Raw genomic sequence first — 22396 nt, forward strand, 5'->3', positions numbered from 1 at the left:
TGGACAGACTTTCATCTTTCTAAACTATTAAATTCAAAATCTATATGAATTTTTCCACAAAAAAATAGAGTAAGGTGTGAACCTTACTCCATCTCTGCAAATACCATACGATCTTTTCCGTTAATATCGAAAACAACCTCAACATGAGCATGTGGAAAAGCTTGTTGTAACAATCTTTTTACATCCTCACCTTGTCCTACTCCAATTTCAAACGCCACAATCGCTTTCTTCTGCAACACATTCGGCAATTCTTCCATAAAACGGCGATAGAAATCTAATCCGTCTTCACCACCAACAAGTGCTCTCTTCGGCTCATGCTCTTTCACAACAGGAGAAAGACCACGCCAATCCTCTTCCGGTATATATGGAGGATTTGAAACAACAACATCTAGCTTTTGACCCGTTTTATGAAATGGTGACAATAAATCACCGTGATAGAACGTTACTTCTGCACCTAAAGCTTTTGCATTTTCTTTTGCAACTTCAATCGACTCTTGTGCAATATCTACTGTATACACATGAAGATTTTCATTTTCTAAAGCAAGCGTAATAGAAATCGCCCCACTACCTGTACCTATATCTGCTACATGTAGTTTCTCATCACCAAAATGGCGCTCGATTCTTTCTAATACTCCCACTATAAGCTCTTCTGTTTCCGGTCTTGGTATTAATACTTCTTCATTCACAAAGAAAGACCGTCCATAAAACATTTCATAACCAATCATATATTGAATAGGAATACCTTCTACATGCTTGTGGATAAACTCCGTAAAGCTTTTCTCTTGATCCTCAGTTATTTCTTCACGCATATTCATAAGTAATCCTGTTCTGTTCACCTTTAATACATGACAAAGGACAATTTCTCCCGCATTTTCATCTCGTCCATTTTCCTGTAAAAAAGAAGAAGCCCATTTCAGGGCTTCATAGACACGCATTACTCAGCTGCCTCCATCTTTTGAGCCTGATCTTCCATCACTAAGGCATTGATGAAATCATCTAACTTACCTTGTAAGATTTGATCTAGCTTTTGAATCGTTAAACCGATTCGATGGTCTGTAACACGGTTTTGCGGGAAGTTATACGTACGAATACGCTCTGAACGATCTCCCGTACCAACAGCTTGTTTACGGTTTTGATCATACTCAGCTTGCGCTTCTTGTCTAAACTTATCATAAACACGTGCGCGTAATACTTTCATCGCTTTTTCTTTATTCTTGATCTGTGATTTCTCATCCTGACAAGATACAACTACACCAGTCGGTAAATGCGTTAAACGCACCGCTGACATCGTTGTATTAACGCTCTGTCCACCAGGTCCACTAGAAGCGAATGTATCAACACGAACATCTTTCTCGTGAATATCAATTTCTACTTCTTCTGCCTCTGGTAATACAGCTACAGTTGCTGTAGATGTATGAATACGTCCACCAGATTCCGTTTCAGGAACACGTTGTACACGGTGAGCACCATTCTCGAATTTCAGCTTCGCGAAAGCACCTTTACCATTAATCATAAAGATAATCTCTTTATATCCACCTAACTCTGTATAGCTAGCCTCAATAATCTCCGTTTTCCAGCCCTGTACCTCAGCGTAACGGCTATACATACGGTATAAGTCACCAGCAAATAAAGCTGCCTCGTCTCCACCAGCAGCTCCACGAACCTCAACGATAACGTTCTTATCATCATTAGGGTCTTTTGGAACAAGTAAAATTTTCAGACGCTCTGATAATGTTTTATCTTGTGATTCTAACTCAGAAACTTCTTCTTTTACCATTTCACGCATTTCTGCGTCTAACTTATCTTCTAACATTGCTTTCGCATCTTTTAATTGCTCACGAACATCCTTATACTCACGATACACCTCTACCGTTTCCTGTATATCAGACTGTTCCTTTGAATATTCACGAAGCTTATTTGAATCACTAATAATCGCTGGATCACTTAACAATTCATTTAACTTCTCATAACGATTTTCTACAGCTTGCAAACGATCTAACACATCATTCACCTCTACATCCTAGTATCTAATACAAATAGTATATGGTACTTACTCAAAAAAACGCAAATTATATTTAAAAGTGGCGGTGGCTCTTTCAGAATCGCAGGCCACTTTCAACTCTCGACCTTGAAGCGCTTTTTGCTTCAAGCGAGAGAGTGAAATCGCCGGAGATTCTAGCCGCTGAAGCTAGATAATATATTTAAAAGTGGCGGTGGCTCTTTCAGCTCTGATCAGCTAAGGTTCTTTCGACCTAAAGGTGCTTTTTACCTTTCGGGCGGAAGGTTCTTAGATGCGAAGAGCTAGCCACCAGAACTAGATATATTTAAAAGCGTAAGCGGCTCACACCGCTCATTCTCTCTATTTTGAAAAAAACCCGCCTTGCGCAGCGAGTTTTACTTATCTTTGTTTGCAGGTACTGCATGACAATGACGACAACGCGGTTCATACGATTCTGAAGCTCCAACTAAAATAATTGGATCATCAAATGCCGCTGGTTCTCCATCAATTAATCGTTGTGTACGACTTGCTGGAGATCCACATACAGAACATACTGCTTGTAGTTTTGTCACATGTTCAGCAATCGCCATCAGCTGAGGAACTTGTCCAAATGGTAGACCACGGAAATCTTGGTCTAAACCAGCTACAATGACACGATAGCCACGATTTGCCAATACTTGCACCACTTCCACAATGTCCCCATCAAAAAATTGCACCTCATCGATTGCAATAACATCCAGCTCTTCTGTAATATGTTCAAATATATCCTTTGAAGCTGAAACAGGAACTGCTTTTACCTTTAATCCGTTATGTGATACTACATCTTCTTCACTATATCGATTATCAATACATGGTTTAAATACAATTGCATGTTGTTTTGCAAATTGCGTACGGCGCACACGGCGGATTAGCTCTTCTGACTTGCCAGAAAACATACTACCGCAAATCACTTCAATCCAGCCATTTTGATTTATTAAGTACATGAAGCTCTCCTTTCATCTACTTTTCAGTTAAAAGTAGGGTAAAGGTATAATATTTTCGCAAAAAAAACAGACAAGCGAATACATACACTTGCCTGTTTTATGTTTTTATTACTTAAGACCGTATTTCTTATTGAAGCGGTCAACGCGTCCGTCTGCAGTAGCAAACTTCTGACGTCCAGTGTAGAATGGGTGAGAATCAGAACTGATCTCAACTTTTAGTAATGGATAAGTGTTACCATCTTCCCACTCAACAGTTTCGTTAGATCCTTTAGTAGATCCGCTTAAGAATTTGAAGCCTGTGTTTGTGTCCATGAATACAACTTTCTTGTAATCTGGGTGAATTCCTGCTTTCATTCTTTTCATCTCCTTCCGCCCTGAATCATTTTCGAAACAGAGTTTTTCATCTTCAGCTGCATACACAACTATATTGATGAAACACATATGATGAAATTATAACAAGGCTAACTTCATTTTGCAACTACCTGTTTTTGTCTTTTTAATTTTAAAAGCGCACGCGGCTCGTTCAGAATGGGAGGGGGATGGAGCTTCTGACGTAGAGGCGCTTTTTGCCTCGTAGGAAGACGCGAAGCCACCGACCATTCTAGCCGCTGGAGCTGGATATTAAATTGAAAGTGGAGGTGGCTCGCTCAGCTCTGACCAGCTAAGGTTCTTTCGCCCTAAAGGTGCTTTTTACCTTTTGGGCGGAAGGTTCTTAGATGCGAAGAGCTAGCCACCGGAACTGGATATTATCTTAAAGTGGAGACGGCTCGTTCAAAATCGCAGGCTATTTGGAGCTCTCGACCTTGAAGCGCTTTTTGCTTCGAGCGAGAGAGTGAAATGACCGGAGATTCTAACCGCTGGAGCTGGATATCACCTTAAAGCGCACGCGGCTCGTTTAGCTCTGACTGGCTAAGGTTCTCTCACTTATTTCTCTCTTTAATATCACCTAAACAGCATAAAAAACTCGCTTACTATAAAATAAGCGAGTCCTGATTTTTTCCCTTTACTTAGTTGTTACATACCTTTTTGAGTCTGCAACAATGTTTTGTAAAAACTCTTCATTTGTCTTCGTTTGACGAAGCTTACGTAAGAAACTTTCAACGAAGTCTGGTGTATCACGCATTGTTTTACGAATGCCCCATAACTTGTCTAAATGTTCTTTTGGAATTAATAGATCTTCTTTACGTGTACCAGAACGACGAATATCGATCGCCGGGAAGATACGACGTTCAGCTAATGAACGATCTAAGTGAAGTTCCATATTTCCAGTTCCTTTAAATTCCTCGTAAATAACATCGTCCATACGTGATCCTGTATCAACAAGGGCTGTCGCTAAAATTGTTAAGCTACCGCCTTCTTCAATATTACGCGCAGCTCCAAAGAAACGCTTCGGTCTATGGAAGGCAGCTGGATCGATACCACCTGATAATGTTCTACCACTTGGTGGAATAACGAGGTTGTAAGCTCGAGCTAAACGGGTAATACTATCCATTAAAATGATAACATCTTTCTTGTGCTCTACAAGACGCATCGCACGTTCTAACACAAGCTCAGCTACTTTAATATGATTTTCTGGCACTTCATCAAAAGTAGAACTTACAACATCTCCTTTAACAGAACGTTCAATGTCTGTTACTTCCTCTGGACGCTCATCAATTAAAAGTACAATTAATTCTGCTTCCGGATGATTTGTTGTAACACTATGCGCGATTTCTTTTAATAGACTTGTTTTACCAGCCTTTGGAGGCGCAACAATTAAACCACGTTGTCCAAATCCAACTGGTGCGATTAAATCCATGATGCGTGTCGGTAACTTTTTAGGTTCCGTTTCCAATTTCATTTGGCGATCTGGGTATAATGGTGTTAATGCAGGGAAATGCACACGCTCTTTTGCTGAATCTGGATCATCTCCGTTTACAGCTTCAACTTGTAATAACCCAAAATAGCGTTCATTTTCTTTCGGAGGTCGTACTTTACCAGAAACCTTATCTCCATTACGTAAATCGAAACGACGAATTTGCGAAGCTGAGATATAAATATCTTCTGAGCTTGGAGAATAGTTGATAGGACGTAGGAATCCAAATCCTTCTGATTGAATAATTTCTAATACGCCTTCCATGAAAAAGAAACCTTCTTTTTCTGCTCGAGCTTTCAAAATAGAAAAAATTAACTCTTTTTTCGTTAATTTGCTATAATACGAAATCTTAAATTCTTTCGCAAGCTCGTATAACTCTTTTAATTTCATGTTTTCTAATGCTGCAATTGACAAATTCATTCAGACACCACACTTTAACGTTATTCTCTTTTTTCATGGGTAAAGGGAAAAAATACGGAAGGCAAATAATTAATAATGAAAGGCAATAAGTTCAAGTAGGGTAATATTCACTATTGTAACCCTTTTATCTAGTTTTAATCAATACGTTGGAACACAAATACAAGAAGCGAAGACAAGAAAATTTGTCTTCGCTTCTTATTTAATTTAGTTCCAGCTCCGATAGTTAGAAAAGTCGACCATTTTAACCTTTCTGAACGAGCTGCTTACGCTTTTTATTTAATAACCAAGTTTGGTTTTTTATTCAAGCTATGACGTCCATCCACGAAGCGAACTGTGCCTGATTTTGCGCGCATAACAAGGGATTGCGTTGTTCCTACGCTACCTTTAAATTGAACACCGCGTAATAGTTCTCCATCTGTTACGCCTGTTGCTGCAAAGATTGCATCGTCACCTTTTACTAAGTCCTCCATACGAAGGATACGATTAATGTCTTCTATGCCCATTTTTTTACAACGTGCTAATTCAGCTTCGTTTTGTGGCAATAGTTTTCCGTGAATTTCTCCACCTAAACATTTTAAAGCAACTGCTGCTAATACACCTTCAGGTGCTCCACCAGATCCAAATAAAATATCTACACCTGTACGATCAAACGCTGTATTAATCGCTCCAGCTACATCTCCATCATTAATTAATTTAATGCGAGCACCAGCTTTACGAATTTCTTCGATAATTTCTTGATGACGTGGACGATTTAAAACTGTCGCTACAACATCTTCAATATCTTTATTTTTTGCTTTCGCAACTGCACGTAAGTTATCAATAATAGGCGCATCAATGTCGACCGCCCCGACTGCTTCTGGGCCAACCGCGATTTTATCCATGTACATGTCAGGGGCATGTAACAAATTACCGTGGTCTGCAATTGCAATAACAGCAAGAGCATTCCAACCACCAGCTGCTACGATGTTTGTCCCTTCTAAAGGATCAACCGCAACGTCTACACGTGGTCCATATCCTGTACCTAATTTCTCTCCGATATATAGCATTGGTGCTTCATCCATCTCACCTTCACCAATTACAACTGTACCTTTCATCGGAATTGTATCAAATACATCACGCATAGCTGATGTTGCTGCACCGTCTGCCTCGTCCTTTTTCCCGCGCCCCATCCAACGCGCTGATGATAAAGCTGCAGCCTCTGTTACACGTACTAACTCCATAGATAAACTTCTTTCCACGATAATCCCTCTCCTTTAAGTCTTTATATTTCTGCCGTATTTTGTGAACCGTGTTTTTCTATAAAGTGTACTTCCGCAAGTAGTGATGCTTCGCTTCCCCCTTGCGGAAGTATCACTTATGCGTTCTTCATTTCTTCAATTTCTTGCTTTGTCATTTGTTCTCGCCAAATGTTTGCTCCAAGCCCTTTAAGCTTGTCCACTATATTCTCATAACCTCGATCAATATGCTCAAGTCCTGTTACTTCTGTAATTCCATCTGCCATTAAACCTGCAATAACAAGTGCCGCTCCCGCTCGTAAATCACTCGCCTTCACTTTTGCACCTTGCAGTAACACAGGACCAGTTACAATTGCCGAACGACCCTCTACTTTAATTTGAGCATTCATACGACGTAATTCATCAATGTGTTTGAAACGGGCACCGTAAATTGTATCTGTTACAACTCCCGTCCCGTGCGCCTTTGTTAAAAGCGTCGTAAACGGCTGTTGTAAATCCGTTGGAAAACCTGGATATACAAGCGTTTTGATATCAACTACTTTTAACTTTCTATTACCGTTCACCGTAATTTGATCATCGTTCGTTTCAACTTGAACACCAGCTTCTCTTAGCTTTGCAGTAACTGATTCTAAATGCTGAGGAATAACGTTATCAACCGTTACTTCTCCTCCTGATGCAGCTCCTAGAATCATATACGTACCAGCTTCAATACGATCTGGGATGATAGTATGGTGACAACCATGTAAAGAGTCCACACCATCTATTCGGATTACATCTGTACCAGCACCTTTAATACGTGCCCCCATGCTTGTTAACAATGTAGCTACATCAATAATCTCGGGCTCTTTCGCTGCATTTTCAATAACAGTTCTACCTTTTGCTCGTACAGCTGCTAGCATAATATTAATCGTAGCTCCTACACTAACAACATCTAAATAAATACGTGCCCCGCGTAGCTCATCTGCTCTTAAATAGATGGCACCTTGTTCATTCGTAACATGTGCACCTAGCGCTTCAAACCCTTTAATATGCTGATCAATCGGCCTCGGTCCTAAATGACATCCACCCGGAAGCCCAATAACAGCTTTTTTAAAACGGCCAAGCATTGCACCCATTAAATAATAAGAAGCGCGCAATTTTTTCACTTTTCCATTTGGCAAAGGCATTGCAACCATGTTAGAAGGATCGACTACCATCTCTTCCTCCTGTCCATAAGTTACTTTCCCTCCAATTTCCTCTAGTAAGTCTCCTAACATTTTTACGTCCGAAATATTAGGGACACCACCAATAGTTACTGGAGTATCTGCTAAAATTGTCGCTGGAATTAATGCAACGGCGCTGTTCTTTGCACCACTTACTCGAATTGTTCCATTTAAAGCTCTTCCGCCTTCAATTAGCAATTTTTCCATATTGAGCTCCCTTCTTGTGAATGTATTTACTTTCTATCTTTTTATAGAAAGCTCCCCTTAAGAATCTCAATTACTCTTTCCATCCCAAAACTCAATAAATAGGAAACCATTATCTTCATTTCTCCTATAGCACGAATAGATAAAGATCAACTATTCATCGAATTCACTTTATCAATTTAGATACGTTATCACATTTATTAATAGGACTATGCACATTATTTTCTATTTAAAAACAAAAATGATAAAATCTTTAGACTTGTTCACGCTTTCATTATACAACGAAAGGAAACCGTCTAAAAGACTAGACGGTTTCCAAAACGGAATTTTATTCTTACGCTTTACCGTTAGAACCGAATTCGCGAATTTTACCAATAACAGTTGCTTTGATAGCGTCGCGGCCAGGTCCGATAAATTTACGAGGATCGTAAACTTCTTGGTCTTTGTTTAATACTTCACGAACAGCTTTTGTAAACTCGATTTGGTTCTCAGTGTTTACGTTGATTTTTGAAGTACCTAAAGAGATAGCTTTTTCGATATCAGCAGTTGGGATACCAGTACCACCATGTAATACTAAAGGTACGCCAGTGAAGTCACGAACTTGTTCCATTTCAGCGAATCCTAAGTTAGGCTCACCTTTGTAAGGACCGTGTACAGAACCTAAAGCTGGAGCTAGGCAATCGATACCTGTTGCTTCAACAAGGTGCTTACACTCTGCTGGGTCAGCGTAAATTACGCCTTCAGCGATTACGTCGTCTTCTTGTCCGCCAACTGTTCCAAGCTCAGCTTCAACAGATACGTTACGAGCGTGTGCGTATTCTACTACTTGTTTAGTAGTTTCAACGTTTTCTTCGAATGGGTGGTGAGAAGCGTCGATCATTACAGATGTGAAACCTGCATCGATTGCTTCTTTACATTTTTCGAAGCTTGAACCATGATCAAGGTGAATCGCTACAGGAACAGTGATGTTCATTTCTTCGATTAAAGCTTTAACCATAGCTACAACTGTTTTGAAACCAGTCATATGACGAGCTGCACCCTCAGATACACCTAGGATTACAGGAGATTTTTCTTCTTCCGCAGCAGCTAAGATAGCTTGAGTCCACTCTAAGTTGTTCATGTTGAATTGACCAACTGCGTATTTTCCTTCTAGTGCTTTGTTTAGCATTTCTTTCATAGAAACTAAAGGCATGGTGAATCCTCCTAAAAAACGTTTTTTGTATCCGATAAGTTCTTATCGCTGGTAGTATGACCAGAATAAGGTAAAATATGTATATCTACATACCGGACTTTTTTCTACACTCAATAGGATAACAACTTGTACTCAAAAACTCAACCGTATTCACCTGCACAATAGTCCATGTAAACGCTTTTTTCCATATTTTTTATAAAAAATTCATTTTTACGCCTCTACAGCGAGCTCATTTCTCACAGCTTGACGAATTTCATCAATATCAAATGGTTTAGCAAAATGCATTAAAGCACCTAAATCTTTTGCTTCTTGGATCATATCAAGCTCTCCATAAGCAGTCATTAAAATTACTTTAATACTCTCATCAATTTCTTTTACATGCTTTAAAATCTCTATACCATCCATGCCTGGAATTTTCATATCTAACACTACTAAATCTGGATTATCTTTTTTCACGATATCTAAAGCTTGAAATCCATTTGCTGCTTGGAATGTCTGATAACCTTCTTTTTGGAACACTTCATGTAATAGCACACGAATCCCATATTGATCATCAACGATTAAAATTTTACCTTCCATAATTCCCAACCTTTCTGTGTAAGTACAAGATTTAAAGCTTCTTATATCTTAACGATTTATTTTCGCTATTCTTTGGCAAATTCCTTCCTATTCTTTCTTATTTTACCGTTTCCTATTTTGTTATGCTACCCTACGATTTCACCTTTCTAAAAAAATAAACTATAATGAAAGCCGGCAAACACGTACGAAGGGAGTAACATTATGTTAAAAATTTTTTCAACTCAATTAAGTGGTTATTTCTCCAGAGTTTCTCAAAAAGAAGAAATGAATATAGAAGATAGTGCTCGTTTACTTGCTCAAGCACTAGTTGGCGATGGTTTCATTTATTTACATGGTACAAATGAAATGGAAGGCGTTGTTGCCGAGGCACTATTCGGTGCTGAACCAATGAAGCAAGCAAAACGCTTATTTGAAAATGGTAAAGAAGCAGAAGTAACCTCTGCGGATCGTGTACTTCTTATTAGCCGTTTTTCAACAGATGAAGCAGTTGTAGAAATTGCAAAAAAACTACAAGAAGAGGGACACTCTATTGTCGGCATTTCTGCTCTTCAAGAAGGTACGGAATCACTCGAACGATATACAGACGTACATATTGATACAAAACTGTTAAAAGGTCTTATTCCAGACGATGAAGGTAATCGCTACGGATTCCCAAGTTTAATAGTAGCTTTATTTGCTTATCACGGAATCAAATTTACAATCGATGAAATGTTAAATGAATATTAAAAAAAAGCGCCTTATTTCAGGCGCTTTTTTTATTACTTGCTCTCTTTATTCGTAATAGAAGCTCTTACGAAGTCATGGAACAATGGTTGTGGACGGTTTGGACGAGAAACAAGTTCTGGGTGGAACTGTGCTGCCACGAACCAAGGGTGGTCTTTTAATTCAATGATTTCAACTAGACGGCCGTCTGGGCTTGTACCAGAGAATACAAATCCTTCTTTTTCCATATCAGGACGGAACTGGTTGTTGAACTCATAACGATGACGATGACGCTCATATACAACCGGCTCATTATAAGCATTGTAAGCATTTGTTTCTTCAGCAAGCTTACATGGGTATAGACCAAGACGAAGTGTACCACCTAGGTCCTCTACATCTTTTTGTTCTGGTAATAAGTCGATGATTGCATATGGTGTGTCAGGGTTGATTTCAGAAGAGTTAGCACCTTCTAAACCTAATACATTACGTGCGAATTCGATTGATGCAAGTTGCATACCTAAGCAAATTCCTAAGAATGGAACTTTGTTTTCACGAGCATATTGAATCGCAACGATTTTACCTTCTACACCACGATCGCCGAAGCCACCTGGTACAAGGATACCATCTGTATCGCCAACTAATTCTTTTACGTTTTCTGCTGTTACGTGCTCAGCATTTACCCATTTTACTTCTACATCTGTGTCGAATGAGTAACCAGCATGACGAAGTGCTTCTACAACAGAAATATAAGCATCTTGAAGTTCTACATATTTACCAACAAGAGCGATTTTTGTTTTCTTAGAAAGATTACGCACTTTGTTAACTAGCGCAGTCCACTCTGTCATATCTGCAGCTGGATTGTCTAATTTTAAGTGGTCACAAACGATTTGGTCCATGTTTTGTTCTTGAAGAGATAATGGAACCGCATATAAAGTATCTGCATCGCGAGCTTCGATAACTGCTTTTGTATCGATGTCACAGAATAATGCAAGCTTGTCTTTCATATCTTGAGAAACAGGCATTTCTGTACGAACAACGATAATGTTTGGTTGAATACCTAAGCTACGAAGTTCTTTAACACTATGTTGTGTTGGTTTTGTCTTCATTTCACCCGCTGCTTTTAAGTACGGGATTAACGTACAGTGAATGTACATTACATTGTCACGACCGATGTCGCTCTTAATTTGACGGATTGCTTCTAAGAATGGTAGAGACTCGATGTCACCAACAGTTCCACCGATTTCTGTAATAACAACATCCGCATTTGTTTCACGACCAGAACGATATACGCGTTCTTTAATTTCGTTAGTAATATGAGGAATAACTTGAACTGTTCCTCCTAAATATTCACCGCGACGCTCTTTTTGAAGAACTGAAGAGTAAATTTTACCTGTTGTTACGTTGCTGTATTTGTTTAAGTTAATGTCGATGAAACGCTCATAGTGACCAAGGTCTAAGTCAGTTTCTGCGCCATCATCTGTTACGAATACCTCACCGTGTTGGTATGGGCTCATAGTCCCTGGGTCTACGTTAATGTATGGATCAAACTTTTGAATCGTTACGTTTAAACCACGATTTTTTAAAAGTCTTCCAAGAGATGCTGCTGTAATACCTTTTCCTAAAGACGATACTACACCGCCTGTTACAAAAATATACTTAGTCATGAAAAAGCTCCCTTCTATTTTGCTGTTATATAATCACCGTTGCAAAGCGCAACGTATGTAGATAACACTGTATCCATCTTATTGTTAGACTCTTTTTATTTTCTAAACAAAAAACAAAAAAGAAAATTGCTCCCCTCATCACAAAAAGTAATAAGTAGGGAGCAATTTTCTTTTATATTTACACTTTAAAAGTATTATCGTCCTTTTTTAAAGAGCCCAAAAATGATTCTACATGGACGATAATGAAAAGTCAAGAACTACAGTTCTTCCTCTTCTTCTTCTTCAGTTTCATCATACTCAAGTTCTTCTTCAGCGAAGTCGTCGTCATCTTCGTCTAAATCATCAAGATCGTCGTCATCTCCTTCTTCTTCTTCAAGAACCTTGTCCAAATCTTCTACATCGTCTTCATCTTCACTTACGTCTGCATCGTCGAAGTCATCTTCGTCTTCTTCAATGTAGTCGTCAAAACCGTCTTCTTCAACTTTACGTTTCTTCTTCGGTTTTGGTTGAGGCAAGATTTCTTCATCAATTTGCTCATATGGGTACCAGCTGCGTAGTCCCCAACGATTTTCTCCTAAATTAATGAAACGTCCATCGATGTTTAAGTCTGTATAAAATTGTGCGATTTTCGCATTAACTTGCTCTTGAGATAGTCCCAGCACTTGAGCGATTTCTTGAACCAACTCGTTGAATGTCGTTGCTTGTTTTTTATCCCCTAAAACGCTATGTACAACTTCAATCATTGAACATTCTTTTAGCTCTTCTGGTGAATATTGCTTAAAATCCACTTATGCGGCACTTCCTTTCATCAAATATAACCTTATATATAACGGCCTGCTTAAAAAAATCCATACTATTCATTATAAACAAAAGTCGCACAAATATGCTACAAAAAAAACGGGAAACTTTTATAGGGTAGTAAAATTATAATTTGTCTGTTCCTTATTTCGGAAGCATATGGGCCCCTTGCAATACATACCTAATTTGCATTTCTGTATATTCTTCGAGCGTATACAGTTTTTGCAGCGCCCAGCGTCTAAATCCCCACATCTGTCCTTGTATAAAAATATTATGCGCAAGAAGCTGTATTTCTTTTTTATTTAATGTAAATGTTCCATTTTCCGTACACTGTTCTAAAATATTCTCGAACATTCCTACCATTTGAAACTCCTTTTCTAATACATACGGAAGTGATTCTTTCGGTAAAAAGCGTACCTCTTGATACATTATCAATACTTCTTCCTGTAATTCGTCCATCACTTTAAAGTAATTCGTTATTGCTATCTTTAAACTTTCTATACTCCCTTTTTCTGTACACACTACTTCCTCTAATCTTTCTTTTACATGTTCATATATACTATCACAAACTAAATATAAAACATCATCTTTGGTACGAATGTACTCATAAAGTGTCCCTATACTAAACCCAGCCGCTTTTGCAATCTCTCTCGTTGTTGTACGCGGAAATCCTTTTTGTTTAAACAGTTGCACCGCACCTTTAATCATTTGTTCACGTCTTAACGCAACTAATTTTTCATCTTTCACCGATGCATGCACATTATGTTTAACCATTCCCTTCACCTCTCTCTATTATTTTTTGGAAGGAAAAAGCGTAGGAAAATACCTACGCTTTCGTTCCTACTTCGTTAACATACGAGAAATTACAAGCCTCTGAATCTCTTGTGTTCCTTCATATATTTGTGTAATCTTTGCATCTCGCATATAACGCTCTACTGGATAATCTTTCGTATAACCGTAACCACCAAATACTTGCACCGCTTCAGTCGTCACCTTCATCGCTGCATCGCCTGCAAATACTTTTGACATCGCTGATTCTTTTCCATACGGAAGCCCTTCTGATTCAAGCCAAGCCGCTTGATATGTTAAAAGGCGTGCTGCTTCTACATCTGTTGCCATATCCGCAAGTTTAAAGCCAATCCCTTGCTGCGCCGCAATTGGTTTTCCAAACTGATGGCGCTCCCTTGCATATTCTACAGAAGCATCTAAAGCCCCTTGTGCAATCCCAACAGCTTGCGCCGCAATACCGTTACGACCTCCATCTAATGTTTGCATCGCAACTTTAAACCCTTGCCCCTCTCCTCCAAGTAGATTCTCTACAGGAATACGGCAATCTTCAAACATAATTTCAGTCGTTGGTGAAGAGCGAATCCCTAGCTTGCTCTCCTTCTTCCCAACTGAAAATCCCGGTGTATCACTTTCTACAATAAATGCACTCGTACCGCGCTGCTTCGATTCAGGATCAGTTAGCGCAAAAACAACATAAATATCAGCAATACCGCCATTTGTAATGAAAATTTTTGATCCATTTAAAATATAATGATCGCCATCTCTCTTTGCGATTGTCTTCATTCCACCAGCATCCGATCCAGATCCTGGTTCCGTTAAGCCGTATGCACCAATTTTCTTCCCTTCAGCCATCGGCCGTAAAAACTTTTGCTTTTGCTCTTCCGTCCCAAATTTAAAAATTGGCCATCCCGCAAGTGAAGTATGCGCAGACAGTGTTACACCTGTTGAAGCACAAACGCGAGATAATTCTTCAATAGCGATTACGTATGCTAAGTAATCGCTTCCAATTCCACCGTACTCTTCAGGCCATGGAATACCAGTTAAACCAAGCTCTGCCATTTGATCAAATAACTCTCGATCAAATCGCTCTTCTTCATCACGCTCAGCTGCTGTTGGTGCCACTTCATTTTTAGCAAAATCTCGAACCATTTTTCTTATCATTTCATGTTCTTCTGATAGTTTAAAATGCATCTCCGTCTCCCCCTCGCCCTTTTATAAAGCACGGCTAATAACAAGTTTCTGTATTTCACTTGTTCCTTCATATATTTGCGTAATTTTCGCATCACGGAAAAATCGTTCTACTGGATAGTCTTTCGTATAACCGTAACCACCAAATACTTGCACCGCCTCAATCGCGACTTCAACCGCTGTCTTAGAAGCAAATAATTTCGCAATAGATGCTTCTTTACCGCATGGTAATTCTTGTGCCCTAAGAGATGCCGCTCTATATACGAGTAACCTTGCTGCCTCGACACTTGTTGCCATATCTGCAAGCTTGAAGCCAATCCCTTGCTGCGCCGCAATTGGCTTCCCGAATTGCTCTCTTTCTTTTGCATAATCAATTGCACAGCCAAGCGCCGCTTCAGCAATTCCTAAAGCCTGCGCACCGATTCCAATTCGCCCAACATCTAAATTCGCCATCGCCACTTTGAATCCTTGTCCTTCTTCCCCAAGTAAATTCTCAGCTGGCACTTTCATATCTTCAAAAGTAAGTTGTACTGTACGAGAACCGAGAAGTCCCATCTTATGTTCATCTTTTCCAATGATTAAACCAGGTGTATCTTTCTCTACTATAAATGCAGAAATACCACTTTTTCCTGCCTCTGGATTTGTAGAAGCGAATACAATGTATGTACTTGCTTCACCACCATTTGTAATAAACACTTTCGATCCATTAATAATATAATGATCACCTTTTTTCACAGCTCTTGATTTCAAACTCCCTGCATCTGATCCTGCATTTGGCTCTGTTAAAGCAAATGCACCTAAATATTCCCCGGTTGCAAGTTTAGAAACATATTTTTTCTTCTGTTCTTCTGTTCCAAAATATAAAATCGGATTCATTCCAACTGACGTATGTACAGCTAAAATTACACCAACTGTTGCACTTACCTTTGAGATTTCCTCAATTGCTAGAATGTAAGAAATAAAGTCCATTTCTGCCCCGCCGTATTTTGCAGGCGCTGGAATACCCATTAATCCAAGCTCACCCATCTTTTGCAAAATCTCTTTCGGGAACACCCCTTGTTCCATACTAGGAACAAAGGGAGCTATTTCCTTCTGTGCAAAATCCCGAACCATTTTCCTCATCATTTGCTGCTCTTCATTAAAACGAAAGTTCATATATTCAGCCTCCATTTGCTATATATCCTTTAAATAATTTGGTAAGACCACTATGTTGTAACAAAGGGGGCATTTATTCGTAAACGTAGAATCCACGACCTGTTTTACGCCCTAACCATCCTGCATTCACATACTTACGTAATAATGGACATGGGCGATATTTACTATCTCCTAATCCTTCATGCAACACTTCCATAATGTATAAACACGTATCTAAACCGATAAAATCAGCGAGTGTCAAAGGCCCCATCGGATGGTTCATACCAAGCTTCATGACTTCATCAATTGCTTCTTTCGTCGCTACACCTTCATATAACGTATAAATTGCTTCGTTAATCATCGGTAGTAAAATGCGGTTTGATACAAAACCTGGGAAATCATTCACTTCAACTGGTACTTTCCCAATTTTTTTCGTAATATCTTCAATTGCTTCATATACCGCATCATCGGTAGCCAAACCACGAATAATCTCAACAAGCTTCATAACTGGAACTGGATTCATAAAGTGCATACCGATTACTTTTTCCGGACGCTTCGTTACCGCTGCAATTTCTGTAATTGGCAGAGATGACGTATTCGTCGCTAAAATTGCGTGTTCTGGAGCAATTTCATCTAGATTCGCAAAGATTTTCTTTTTAATATCCATTTTCTCAACAGCTGCTTCAATAATAAGATCCGCTTCTTTCACACAATCTAAATCAAGCGTTACTGTAAGACGATTTAATGTCGCTTCCTTCTCTTCTTCCTTCATGCGTCCTTTTTCTACTTGGCGCGCTAAGTTTTTCGTAATGATAGCCATTCCTCTATCTAATTGCTCTTGCTTTAAATCTTGTACCTTCACGTCATATCCTGCCATTGCACATACTTGTGCAATTCCTGATCCCATTTGCCCTGCACCAATTACAACAATGTTTTGTACACCCATTTTTTCTTCCCCCTTAATTGTTAATAAATTTTATACCCTCGAACTTTAATTAGTGAACTTCAATCATCACTGCGTCCCCTTGACCGCCACCGCTACAAATCGAAGCAATTCCAATTCCGCCGCCGCGCTGCTTAAGTGCATGGATTAGTGTAACGATAATGCGCGCTCCGCTTGCTCCAATTGGATGTCCCATCGCTACCGCGCCGCCATTTACATTCAATTTTTCCGGATCAATTCCTGCGATTTCTGTACTTGCAATTGCTACCGCTGCAAATGCTTCATTAATCTCGAATAAATCGATGTCTTCAATTTTCTTTCCTGTTTTTTCAAGCAATGCGTTAATTGCATAACCTGGCGTTCTTGGGAAATCTTTAGATTCCACTGCAATTGCTGTATGTGCCAAAATTGTCGCTAATGGCTTTCTTCCTTCTTGCTTCGCTCTGTCTTCGCTCATTAATACAAGTGCGGCACCACCATCATTTAGTCCCGGCGCATTACCAGCTGTCACCGTCGCTGTCTTATCAAATACAGGTTTTAACTTTGCTAACTTTTCAATCGTTGTATCTTCACGTGGCGCCTCATCCTTTGCAACGACAATAGGATCGCCTTTTCTTTGCGGAATCGTTACTGGCACGATTTCCTCTTCAAAACGCCCTTCTTTATGCGCTGAAACCGCACGCTGATGGCTACGATATGCCCATTCATCTTGCGCTTCGCGAGAAATTCCATCTTCCTTCGCAACTTCTCCGCCATAAACGCCCATGTGTGTACCTGAAAATGCGCATGTTAAACCGTCAGCAACGTTTAAATCAACAACTTCGTTATTGCCCATTCTGTATCCCCATCTTGCTCCGCGTAAAATGTAAGGACTGTTACTCATCGACTCCATACCGCCAGCTACAATTAGTGATTGATCGCCAGTACGAATAATCTGATCCGCCAACGTAACCGCACGAAGTCCTGATGCACAAACTTTATTCACTGTTTCCGTCTGCACTTCCCATGGGATTCCAGCAGCCCTCGCAGCTTGGCGCGATGGAATTTGCCCCTGTCCACCTTGAATAACCGTTCCAAATATAACTTCTTCAACATCACTAGCCTCAACATTTGCTCTTTCAAGCGCTGCTTTAATTGCAATTCCTCCAAGTTCCGTCGCTTTTACATCTTTTAAAGATCCTCCAAATTTTCCAACTGGTGTTCTTGCAGCACTTAAAATAACTGTTTTATTCATGTTTCTTTCCCCCATTTCATTTTTTAACACTGAGCGCTCGCTCGGTATCCCTACGTTGAGAAGAGGTGCAATCATTGCACCTCTTTCTAAAGTTGTATACATTCTTACAAACTACATCGCTTCTTTTTTCTGTCCGATAACAGATCGTTCTAAAATCTCTGTCACATCAAGAGTTTGAACCTTCTCTTCTACCTCTTTCGCTTTCGTTCCATCACTGATCATCGTTAAGCAATATGGACAACCTGTACCGATAATGGATGGCTGTACAGCTAATGCTTGTTCTGTACGAGCAACGTTAATACGTGAACCTGTTGTTTCTTCCATCCACATTAAGCCACCACCTGCGCCACAGCACATTCCCGTTTCACGGTTACGTGCCATTTCTACAAGATTCACTCCAGGAATCGCTTTCAAAACGTCACGTGGCGCTTCATACACTTCGTTGTATCTTCCTAAATAACAGGAATCATGGTACGTAACTGTTTCTTCAATAGCGTGAACAGGCTTTAAGCGCCCTTCTTTCACCCACTGAGCTAACAATTCTGTATGATGATAGACTTCTGCTTGCAAGCCAAAGTCCGGATACTCATTTTTAAATGTGTTATAAGCATGAGGATCAATCGTAACGATTTTCTTCACTCCTGCCTTGTCAAATTCTTCGATATTCTTTGTCGCCATCTCTTGGAATACAAATTCATTTCCAAGGCGGCGTGGTGTATCTCCAGAATTCTTTTCTTTATTACCGAGAATTGCGAATGAAATGCCTGCTTCGTTCATTAACTTCGCAAACGATATCGCAATCTTCTGACTACGATTGTCGTATGATCCCATTGAACCAACCCAGAATAAATACTCGAATTCCTCCCCAGCTTTTGATTTTTCTTTTACAGTTGGAACTGTTACTTCGTCATCACCTTGGCGCCATGTTTCACGCTCTTTACGGTTCAGCCCCCACGGATTTCCTTGACGCTCGATATTTGTCATCGCGCGTTGTGCTTCCGCGTCCATTTTTCCTTCAGTCAAAACGAGATATCGACGTAAGTCAATAATTTTGTCAACATGCTCATTCATAACTGGGCATTGATCTTCACAGTTACGGCACGTTGTACATGCCCAGATCTCTTCTTCTGTAATAACATCTCCGATTAAACTCGGATCGTAAGCGAGCGTTGTAGACGCTGATTCTTGTTGCCCTTTTCCAGCTGCCATCATCGCTAACTGATTTCCTTGTGTATTATTGAAGGCAACTACTGGAACCCACGGTGCTTTTGATGTTACCGCAGCTCCTTTATCAGTTAAATGATCGCGAAGTTTTAAAATTAAGTCCATCGGTGATAACATTTTTCCTGTTCCTGTTGCCGGACACATATTTGTACAACGGCCACACTCTACACAAGCGTATAAGTCAATAAGTTGATTTTGTCTAAAGTCTTCAATTTTACCAACACCAAATGTTTCTTGCGTTTCATCTTCAAAATCAATCTTTTCAAGCTTCCCTGGGTTTGAAAGACGACCGAAGAATACATTAGCTGGTCCTGCAATTAAATGCGCATGTTTTGATTGTGGAACATACACTAAAAACGTTAACAAAATTAGTAAATGCACCCACCAAGAAAAATAGAACACTGAAATGGCTACGGTTTCATTTATCCCGCTAAAAACGTAAGCGATTGCAGAAGCAATTGGTTCACTCCATGAAAGCTCCTCGCCATGCCATATAAGTCCCATACCGTTACCAAGTAGCACAGAAATCATTAAACCACCGATAAAAATAAGAACAAGACCTGATTTGAAGTTACGTTTTAAACGAACAAGCTTTTCTACATAACGTCTATGAAAAGCCCAAAATACTGCAATTAAAATAACAAGTGTGACAATTTCCTGGAAGAATGTAAATGCAGGGTATAGTGGTCCAAGTGGAAGATGTGATCCTGGTGCGAGTCCTTTCCAAACGAAGTCAATTGCTCCAAATTGGACAAGAATAAATCCGTAAAAGAACATAACGTGAATGATGCCGCTTTTCTTATCTTTCAGCAGCTTTTTCTGACCGAAAACATTGACCTTAAGGAGATCCCAACGCTCTTTAAAACGACGGTCAAACTCAATTTTTTTTCCTAATTGTATGTAGGCCATTCTCGTCCGTATAAGATATACAAACAAATATCCTGCATAAGCAATAACAGCAATGGCAGCCAGCCAATTAATAATCAGTAAGCTATTCATTTTTATGCTACCCCTCTCTTTGTAAGCCCTCTTTCTTTTTGAATCTTCAAAAATATATAATTTTCTGAATTATATCCCCTATCCCCATTATATAATGAGTGAGCATTCAGTCAACAGTTTTTTGTTATAGAACAACACATTTTTTCATAAAGCTGTTTATTTCGGTGAAACTATAAAGTGAAACTTTAATCAGTAGGGGTGGTTCATCCCCCACTGATTATTAGTTGAACCAATCGGGCTTTTACGGGCAGTTGATTTCCTAACTAACTTCTACTTATCCAACAGTTTTTGAGGTGAAAGGCTTACTGCCCGTTAAAGCAGGATAAAGTGAAACTTTAATTAGTACAACATCTATCCTCTAAAGAAATTTATAATAACAGCCGTGCTACCCGTATCATTTGTAACATACTGAAGGTGAAAAGAATGCGAAGGAGGGAATTCACTGATGCTCTACTTATCTCTTTTGTTAATATCCGTTGCTCTTTGGATTACAATTGACCTTTCATACGGGAGACTTCTTCATTTAAAACGGGTAAGCTCTCGCACTTTCCCTTTACGTCAAAGTGATTTTCACCTTTATACATATGGGAAAGATTTATATGACGCTTTATTTACTGATATAAAACAAGCACAGCACCACATTCATATTTTATTCTTCATTGTAAAAAACGATAAAATCAGTCGTGAATTTTTAAATTTGCTGATTGATAAGGCTCAGGAAGGAATTGAAGTACGACTTTTACTTGATCGATTTGGCAGCCATTCTTTATCAAACGAAGCTATTCGCTCCCTGCAAAAACATGGTGTATCTTTTTCATTTTGTCATAAGGTAAAATTTCCTCTTCCTTTCTTTTCTGCCAATCAAAGAAATCATAGAAAAATTACAGTGATTGATGGGAAAACCGGCTATATCGGGGGATTTAATATTGGCGAAGAGTATCTAGGGCATAATGAACACTTAGGATTATGGCGAGACTATCATTTACGTCTTACAGGAGAAGGGGTTCAAGATTTACAAAAGCAATTTTTGCATGATTGGTTTGATGATACGAAACAGAATTTATTGGATGCTTCTCTTTATTTTCCAAAACAACAACCAGGTACCATCTTGCATCAATTTATTCCGACTGATGGTGCTTATTTACAGCATACTTTTTTACATTTAATTAACGGAGCAAAAAAAGAAATCTGTATCGGTACGCCATATTTCATTCCTGGAAAAAAAATTATGAATGCCTTATTAAAAGCAAGAGAAAGAGGGGTTCAAATCACAATTCTTGTTCCAGAAAAAGCTGATCACCCTCTCGTTCGGGAAGCAAAATTCCCGTACTGCCGAAAATTAATACAGGCTGGTTGCAATATTTATGCATTTCAACAAGGGTTTTTTCACGCCAAAATTATTATAGTGGACGATGATATTTGTGATATCGGAACTGCAAACTTTGATATGAGAAGTTTATATATTAACCATGAAATAAACTGCCTGTTATATAATAAACATTTCATTCAAACAGTAAAAAATAAATTTCATGAAGATCTAGAGAATGCATCCGTACTTTCATATAGCGATGTAAACCCGCCTTCTCTTATCAATAGAGGAAAGGAATGGATTGGAACAGTACTTGCTTTCTTTTTATAGGAAAAACAATGAATAAAAGAGGTGTATCTCATATGATTATACGGTTTGGATATGTCTCACATGCAATGGCACTCTGGGACTGTTCTCCTGCCAAAACAATGACGTTTACAAGTTTTAAGAAACTTAGCAAGCAAGAACGAGAAGACAAACTGTACCATGTTATAAAGCAAAATTTAGAGCACACAATACGTATCCTTCATTACAATATAGCGCATGAAATCCCACTATATCGCCTATCGTCTTCCATCGTCCCACTTGCAACACATCCCGAAGTCGAGTTTGACTATATTGGGGTATTCACACATGCCCATCAACTTAAAAGTGTTAACTATCCCCAAAAGTAAAAAATGCCATCCTTTCTTTATATTCGTGATAGAATATAAAGAAATTGAATGTTTTTTCTTAATATTAGG

Annotated in this window: 19 protein-coding genes and 1 pseudogene; 3 read left to right on the forward strand and 17 right to left on the reverse strand. The window is 39.1% G+C overall.

Annotation, left to right across the window (positions count from 1 at the left end):
• Window positions 1-83: 83 nt before the first annotated feature.
• The 9 genes from prmC to spo0F all read right to left on the reverse strand — a co-directional run bounded on the left by prmC (window position 84) and on the right by spo0F (window position 9669).
• Window positions 84-935 carry a peptide chain release factor N(5)-glutamine methyltransferase gene (gene prmC, locus ACS2CR_RS12030; RefSeq protein WP_001267055.1) on the reverse strand — a complete coding sequence of 284 codons (852 nt, stop codon included), beginning with the start codon at window positions 933-935 and terminating at the stop codon, window positions 84-86.
• Window positions 935-2002: a peptide chain release factor 1 gene (gene prfA, locus ACS2CR_RS12035; protein WP_000887064.1), complete on the reverse strand. Its 1068-nt coding sequence runs from the start codon at window positions 2000-2002 to the stop codon at window positions 935-937. Before prfA ends, prmC begins: the two co-directional genes overlap by 1 nt.
• A gap of 392 nt (window positions 2003-2394) precedes the next feature.
• Entirely contained in the window at window positions 2395-2982 is a 588-nt protein-coding gene (locus ACS2CR_RS12040) for a thymidine kinase (RefSeq protein WP_000280859.1), read from the reverse strand.
• A 108-nt stretch (window positions 2983-3090) separates the two neighbouring features.
• On the reverse strand, window positions 3091-3336 hold the full coding sequence (locus ACS2CR_RS12045) for a type B 50S ribosomal protein L31 (RefSeq protein ID WP_000643433.1): 246 nt from the start codon (window positions 3334-3336) through the stop codon (window positions 3091-3093).
• A gap of 649 nt (window positions 3337-3985) precedes the next feature.
• The gene (gene rho / locus ACS2CR_RS12050; RefSeq protein WP_001053903.1) at window positions 3986-5257 is read right to left on the reverse strand and encodes a transcription termination factor Rho; all 1272 of its coding nucleotides are present in this window, start codon (window positions 5255-5257) and stop codon (window positions 3986-3988) included.
• 272 nt (window positions 5258-5529) lie between these two features.
• A complete protein-coding gene (gene glpX, locus ACS2CR_RS12055; RefSeq protein WP_000442340.1) occupies window positions 5530-6495 on the reverse strand; it encodes a class II fructose-bisphosphatase in 966 nt (321 codons plus the stop codon).
• 116 nt (window positions 6496-6611) lie between these two features.
• On the reverse strand, window positions 6612-7901 hold the full coding sequence (gene murA, locus ACS2CR_RS12060) for a UDP-N-acetylglucosamine 1-carboxyvinyltransferase (protein WP_000413254.1): 1290 nt from the start codon (window positions 7899-7901) through the stop codon (window positions 6612-6614).
• Between the two features lie 331 nt (window positions 7902-8232).
• The gene (locus ACS2CR_RS12065) at window positions 8233-9090 is read right to left on the reverse strand and encodes a class II fructose-bisphosphate aldolase (protein ID WP_001131855.1); all 858 of its coding nucleotides are present in this window, start codon (window positions 9088-9090) and stop codon (window positions 8233-8235) included.
• A gap of 210 nt (window positions 9091-9300) precedes the next feature.
• Window positions 9301-9669, reverse strand: a complete 369-nt coding sequence (gene spo0F / locus ACS2CR_RS12070) for a sporulation initiation phosphotransferase Spo0F (protein ID WP_000398594.1) — start codon at window positions 9667-9669, stop codon at window positions 9301-9303.
• Window positions 9670-9870: 201 nt separating this feature from the next.
• Between spo0F and ACS2CR_RS12075 the strand changes: the two genes are divergently transcribed.
• Window positions 9871-10395: a DUF2529 domain-containing protein gene (locus ACS2CR_RS12075; protein ID WP_000912402.1), complete on the forward strand. Its 525-nt coding sequence runs from the start codon at window positions 9871-9873 to the stop codon at window positions 10393-10395.
• 32 nt (window positions 10396-10427) lie between these two features.
• Here the strand turns inward: ACS2CR_RS12075 and pyrG are convergent, their stop codons facing one another.
• The 8 genes from pyrG to ACS2CR_RS12115 all read right to left on the reverse strand — a co-directional run bounded on the left by pyrG (window position 10428) and on the right by ACS2CR_RS12115 (window position 20344).
• On the reverse strand, window positions 10428-12035 hold the full coding sequence (pyrG, locus tag ACS2CR_RS12080) for a CTP synthase (RefSeq protein ID WP_000170460.1): 1608 nt from the start codon (window positions 12033-12035) through the stop codon (window positions 10428-10430).
• A 257-nt stretch (window positions 12036-12292) separates the two neighbouring features.
• On the reverse strand, window positions 12293-12823 hold the full coding sequence (gene rpoE / locus ACS2CR_RS12085; RefSeq protein WP_309567685.1) for a DNA-directed RNA polymerase subunit delta: 531 nt from the start codon (window positions 12821-12823) through the stop codon (window positions 12293-12295).
• Window positions 12824-12977: 154 nt separating this feature from the next.
• Complete coding sequence (locus tag ACS2CR_RS12090; RefSeq protein WP_000238599.1) at window positions 12978-13607, reverse strand: TetR/AcrR family transcriptional regulator; 630 nt, start codon at window positions 13605-13607, stop codon at window positions 12978-12980.
• A 66-nt stretch (window positions 13608-13673) separates the two neighbouring features.
• Window positions 13674-14813, reverse strand: a complete 1140-nt coding sequence (gene acdA / locus ACS2CR_RS12095) for an acyl-CoA dehydrogenase AcdA (RefSeq protein WP_000545545.1) — start codon at window positions 14811-14813, stop codon at window positions 13674-13676.
• A gap of 21 nt (window positions 14814-14834) precedes the next feature.
• On the reverse strand, window positions 14835-15965 hold the full coding sequence (locus ACS2CR_RS12100) for an acyl-CoA dehydrogenase (protein WP_001011177.1): 1131 nt from the start codon (window positions 15963-15965) through the stop codon (window positions 14835-14837).
• A 73-nt stretch (window positions 15966-16038) separates the two neighbouring features.
• Window positions 16039-16890 (reverse strand): 3-hydroxybutyryl-CoA dehydrogenase, encoded by an 852-nt coding sequence (locus ACS2CR_RS12105; RefSeq protein ID WP_000538880.1) that lies wholly within the window; start codon window positions 16888-16890, stop codon window positions 16039-16041.
• A gap of 49 nt (window positions 16891-16939) precedes the next feature.
• Window positions 16940-18223: an acetyl-CoA C-acetyltransferase gene (locus ACS2CR_RS12110; RefSeq protein ID WP_100240226.1), complete on the reverse strand. Its 1284-nt coding sequence runs from the start codon at window positions 18221-18223 to the stop codon at window positions 16940-16942.
• Between the two features lie 9 nt (window positions 18224-18232).
• Window positions 18233-20344 (reverse strand): heterodisulfide reductase-related iron-sulfur binding cluster, encoded by a 2112-nt coding sequence (locus ACS2CR_RS12115; protein ID WP_053513740.1) that lies wholly within the window; start codon window positions 20342-20344, stop codon window positions 18233-18235.
• Window positions 20345-20789: 445 nt separating this feature from the next.
• Here ACS2CR_RS12115 and cls point away from each other — a divergent pair, with 445 nt between their 5' ends.
• On the forward strand, window positions 20790-21983 hold the full coding sequence (gene cls, locus ACS2CR_RS12120) for a cardiolipin synthase (RefSeq protein WP_053513742.1): 1194 nt from the start codon (window positions 20790-20792) through the stop codon (window positions 21981-21983).
• Window positions 21984-22015: 32 nt separating this feature from the next.
• Window positions 22016-22285, forward strand: a pseudogene (gene uvsE / locus ACS2CR_RS12125) (UV DNA damage repair endonuclease UvsE); the annotation flags it as partial.
• Window positions 22286-22396 lie beyond the last annotated feature (111 nt).

This window comes from Bacillus cereus group sp. BceL291 (assembly GCF_051776705.1).
GTDB classification, from domain to species: Bacteria; Bacillota; Bacilli; order Bacillales; family Bacillaceae_G; genus Bacillus_A; species Bacillus_A cereus.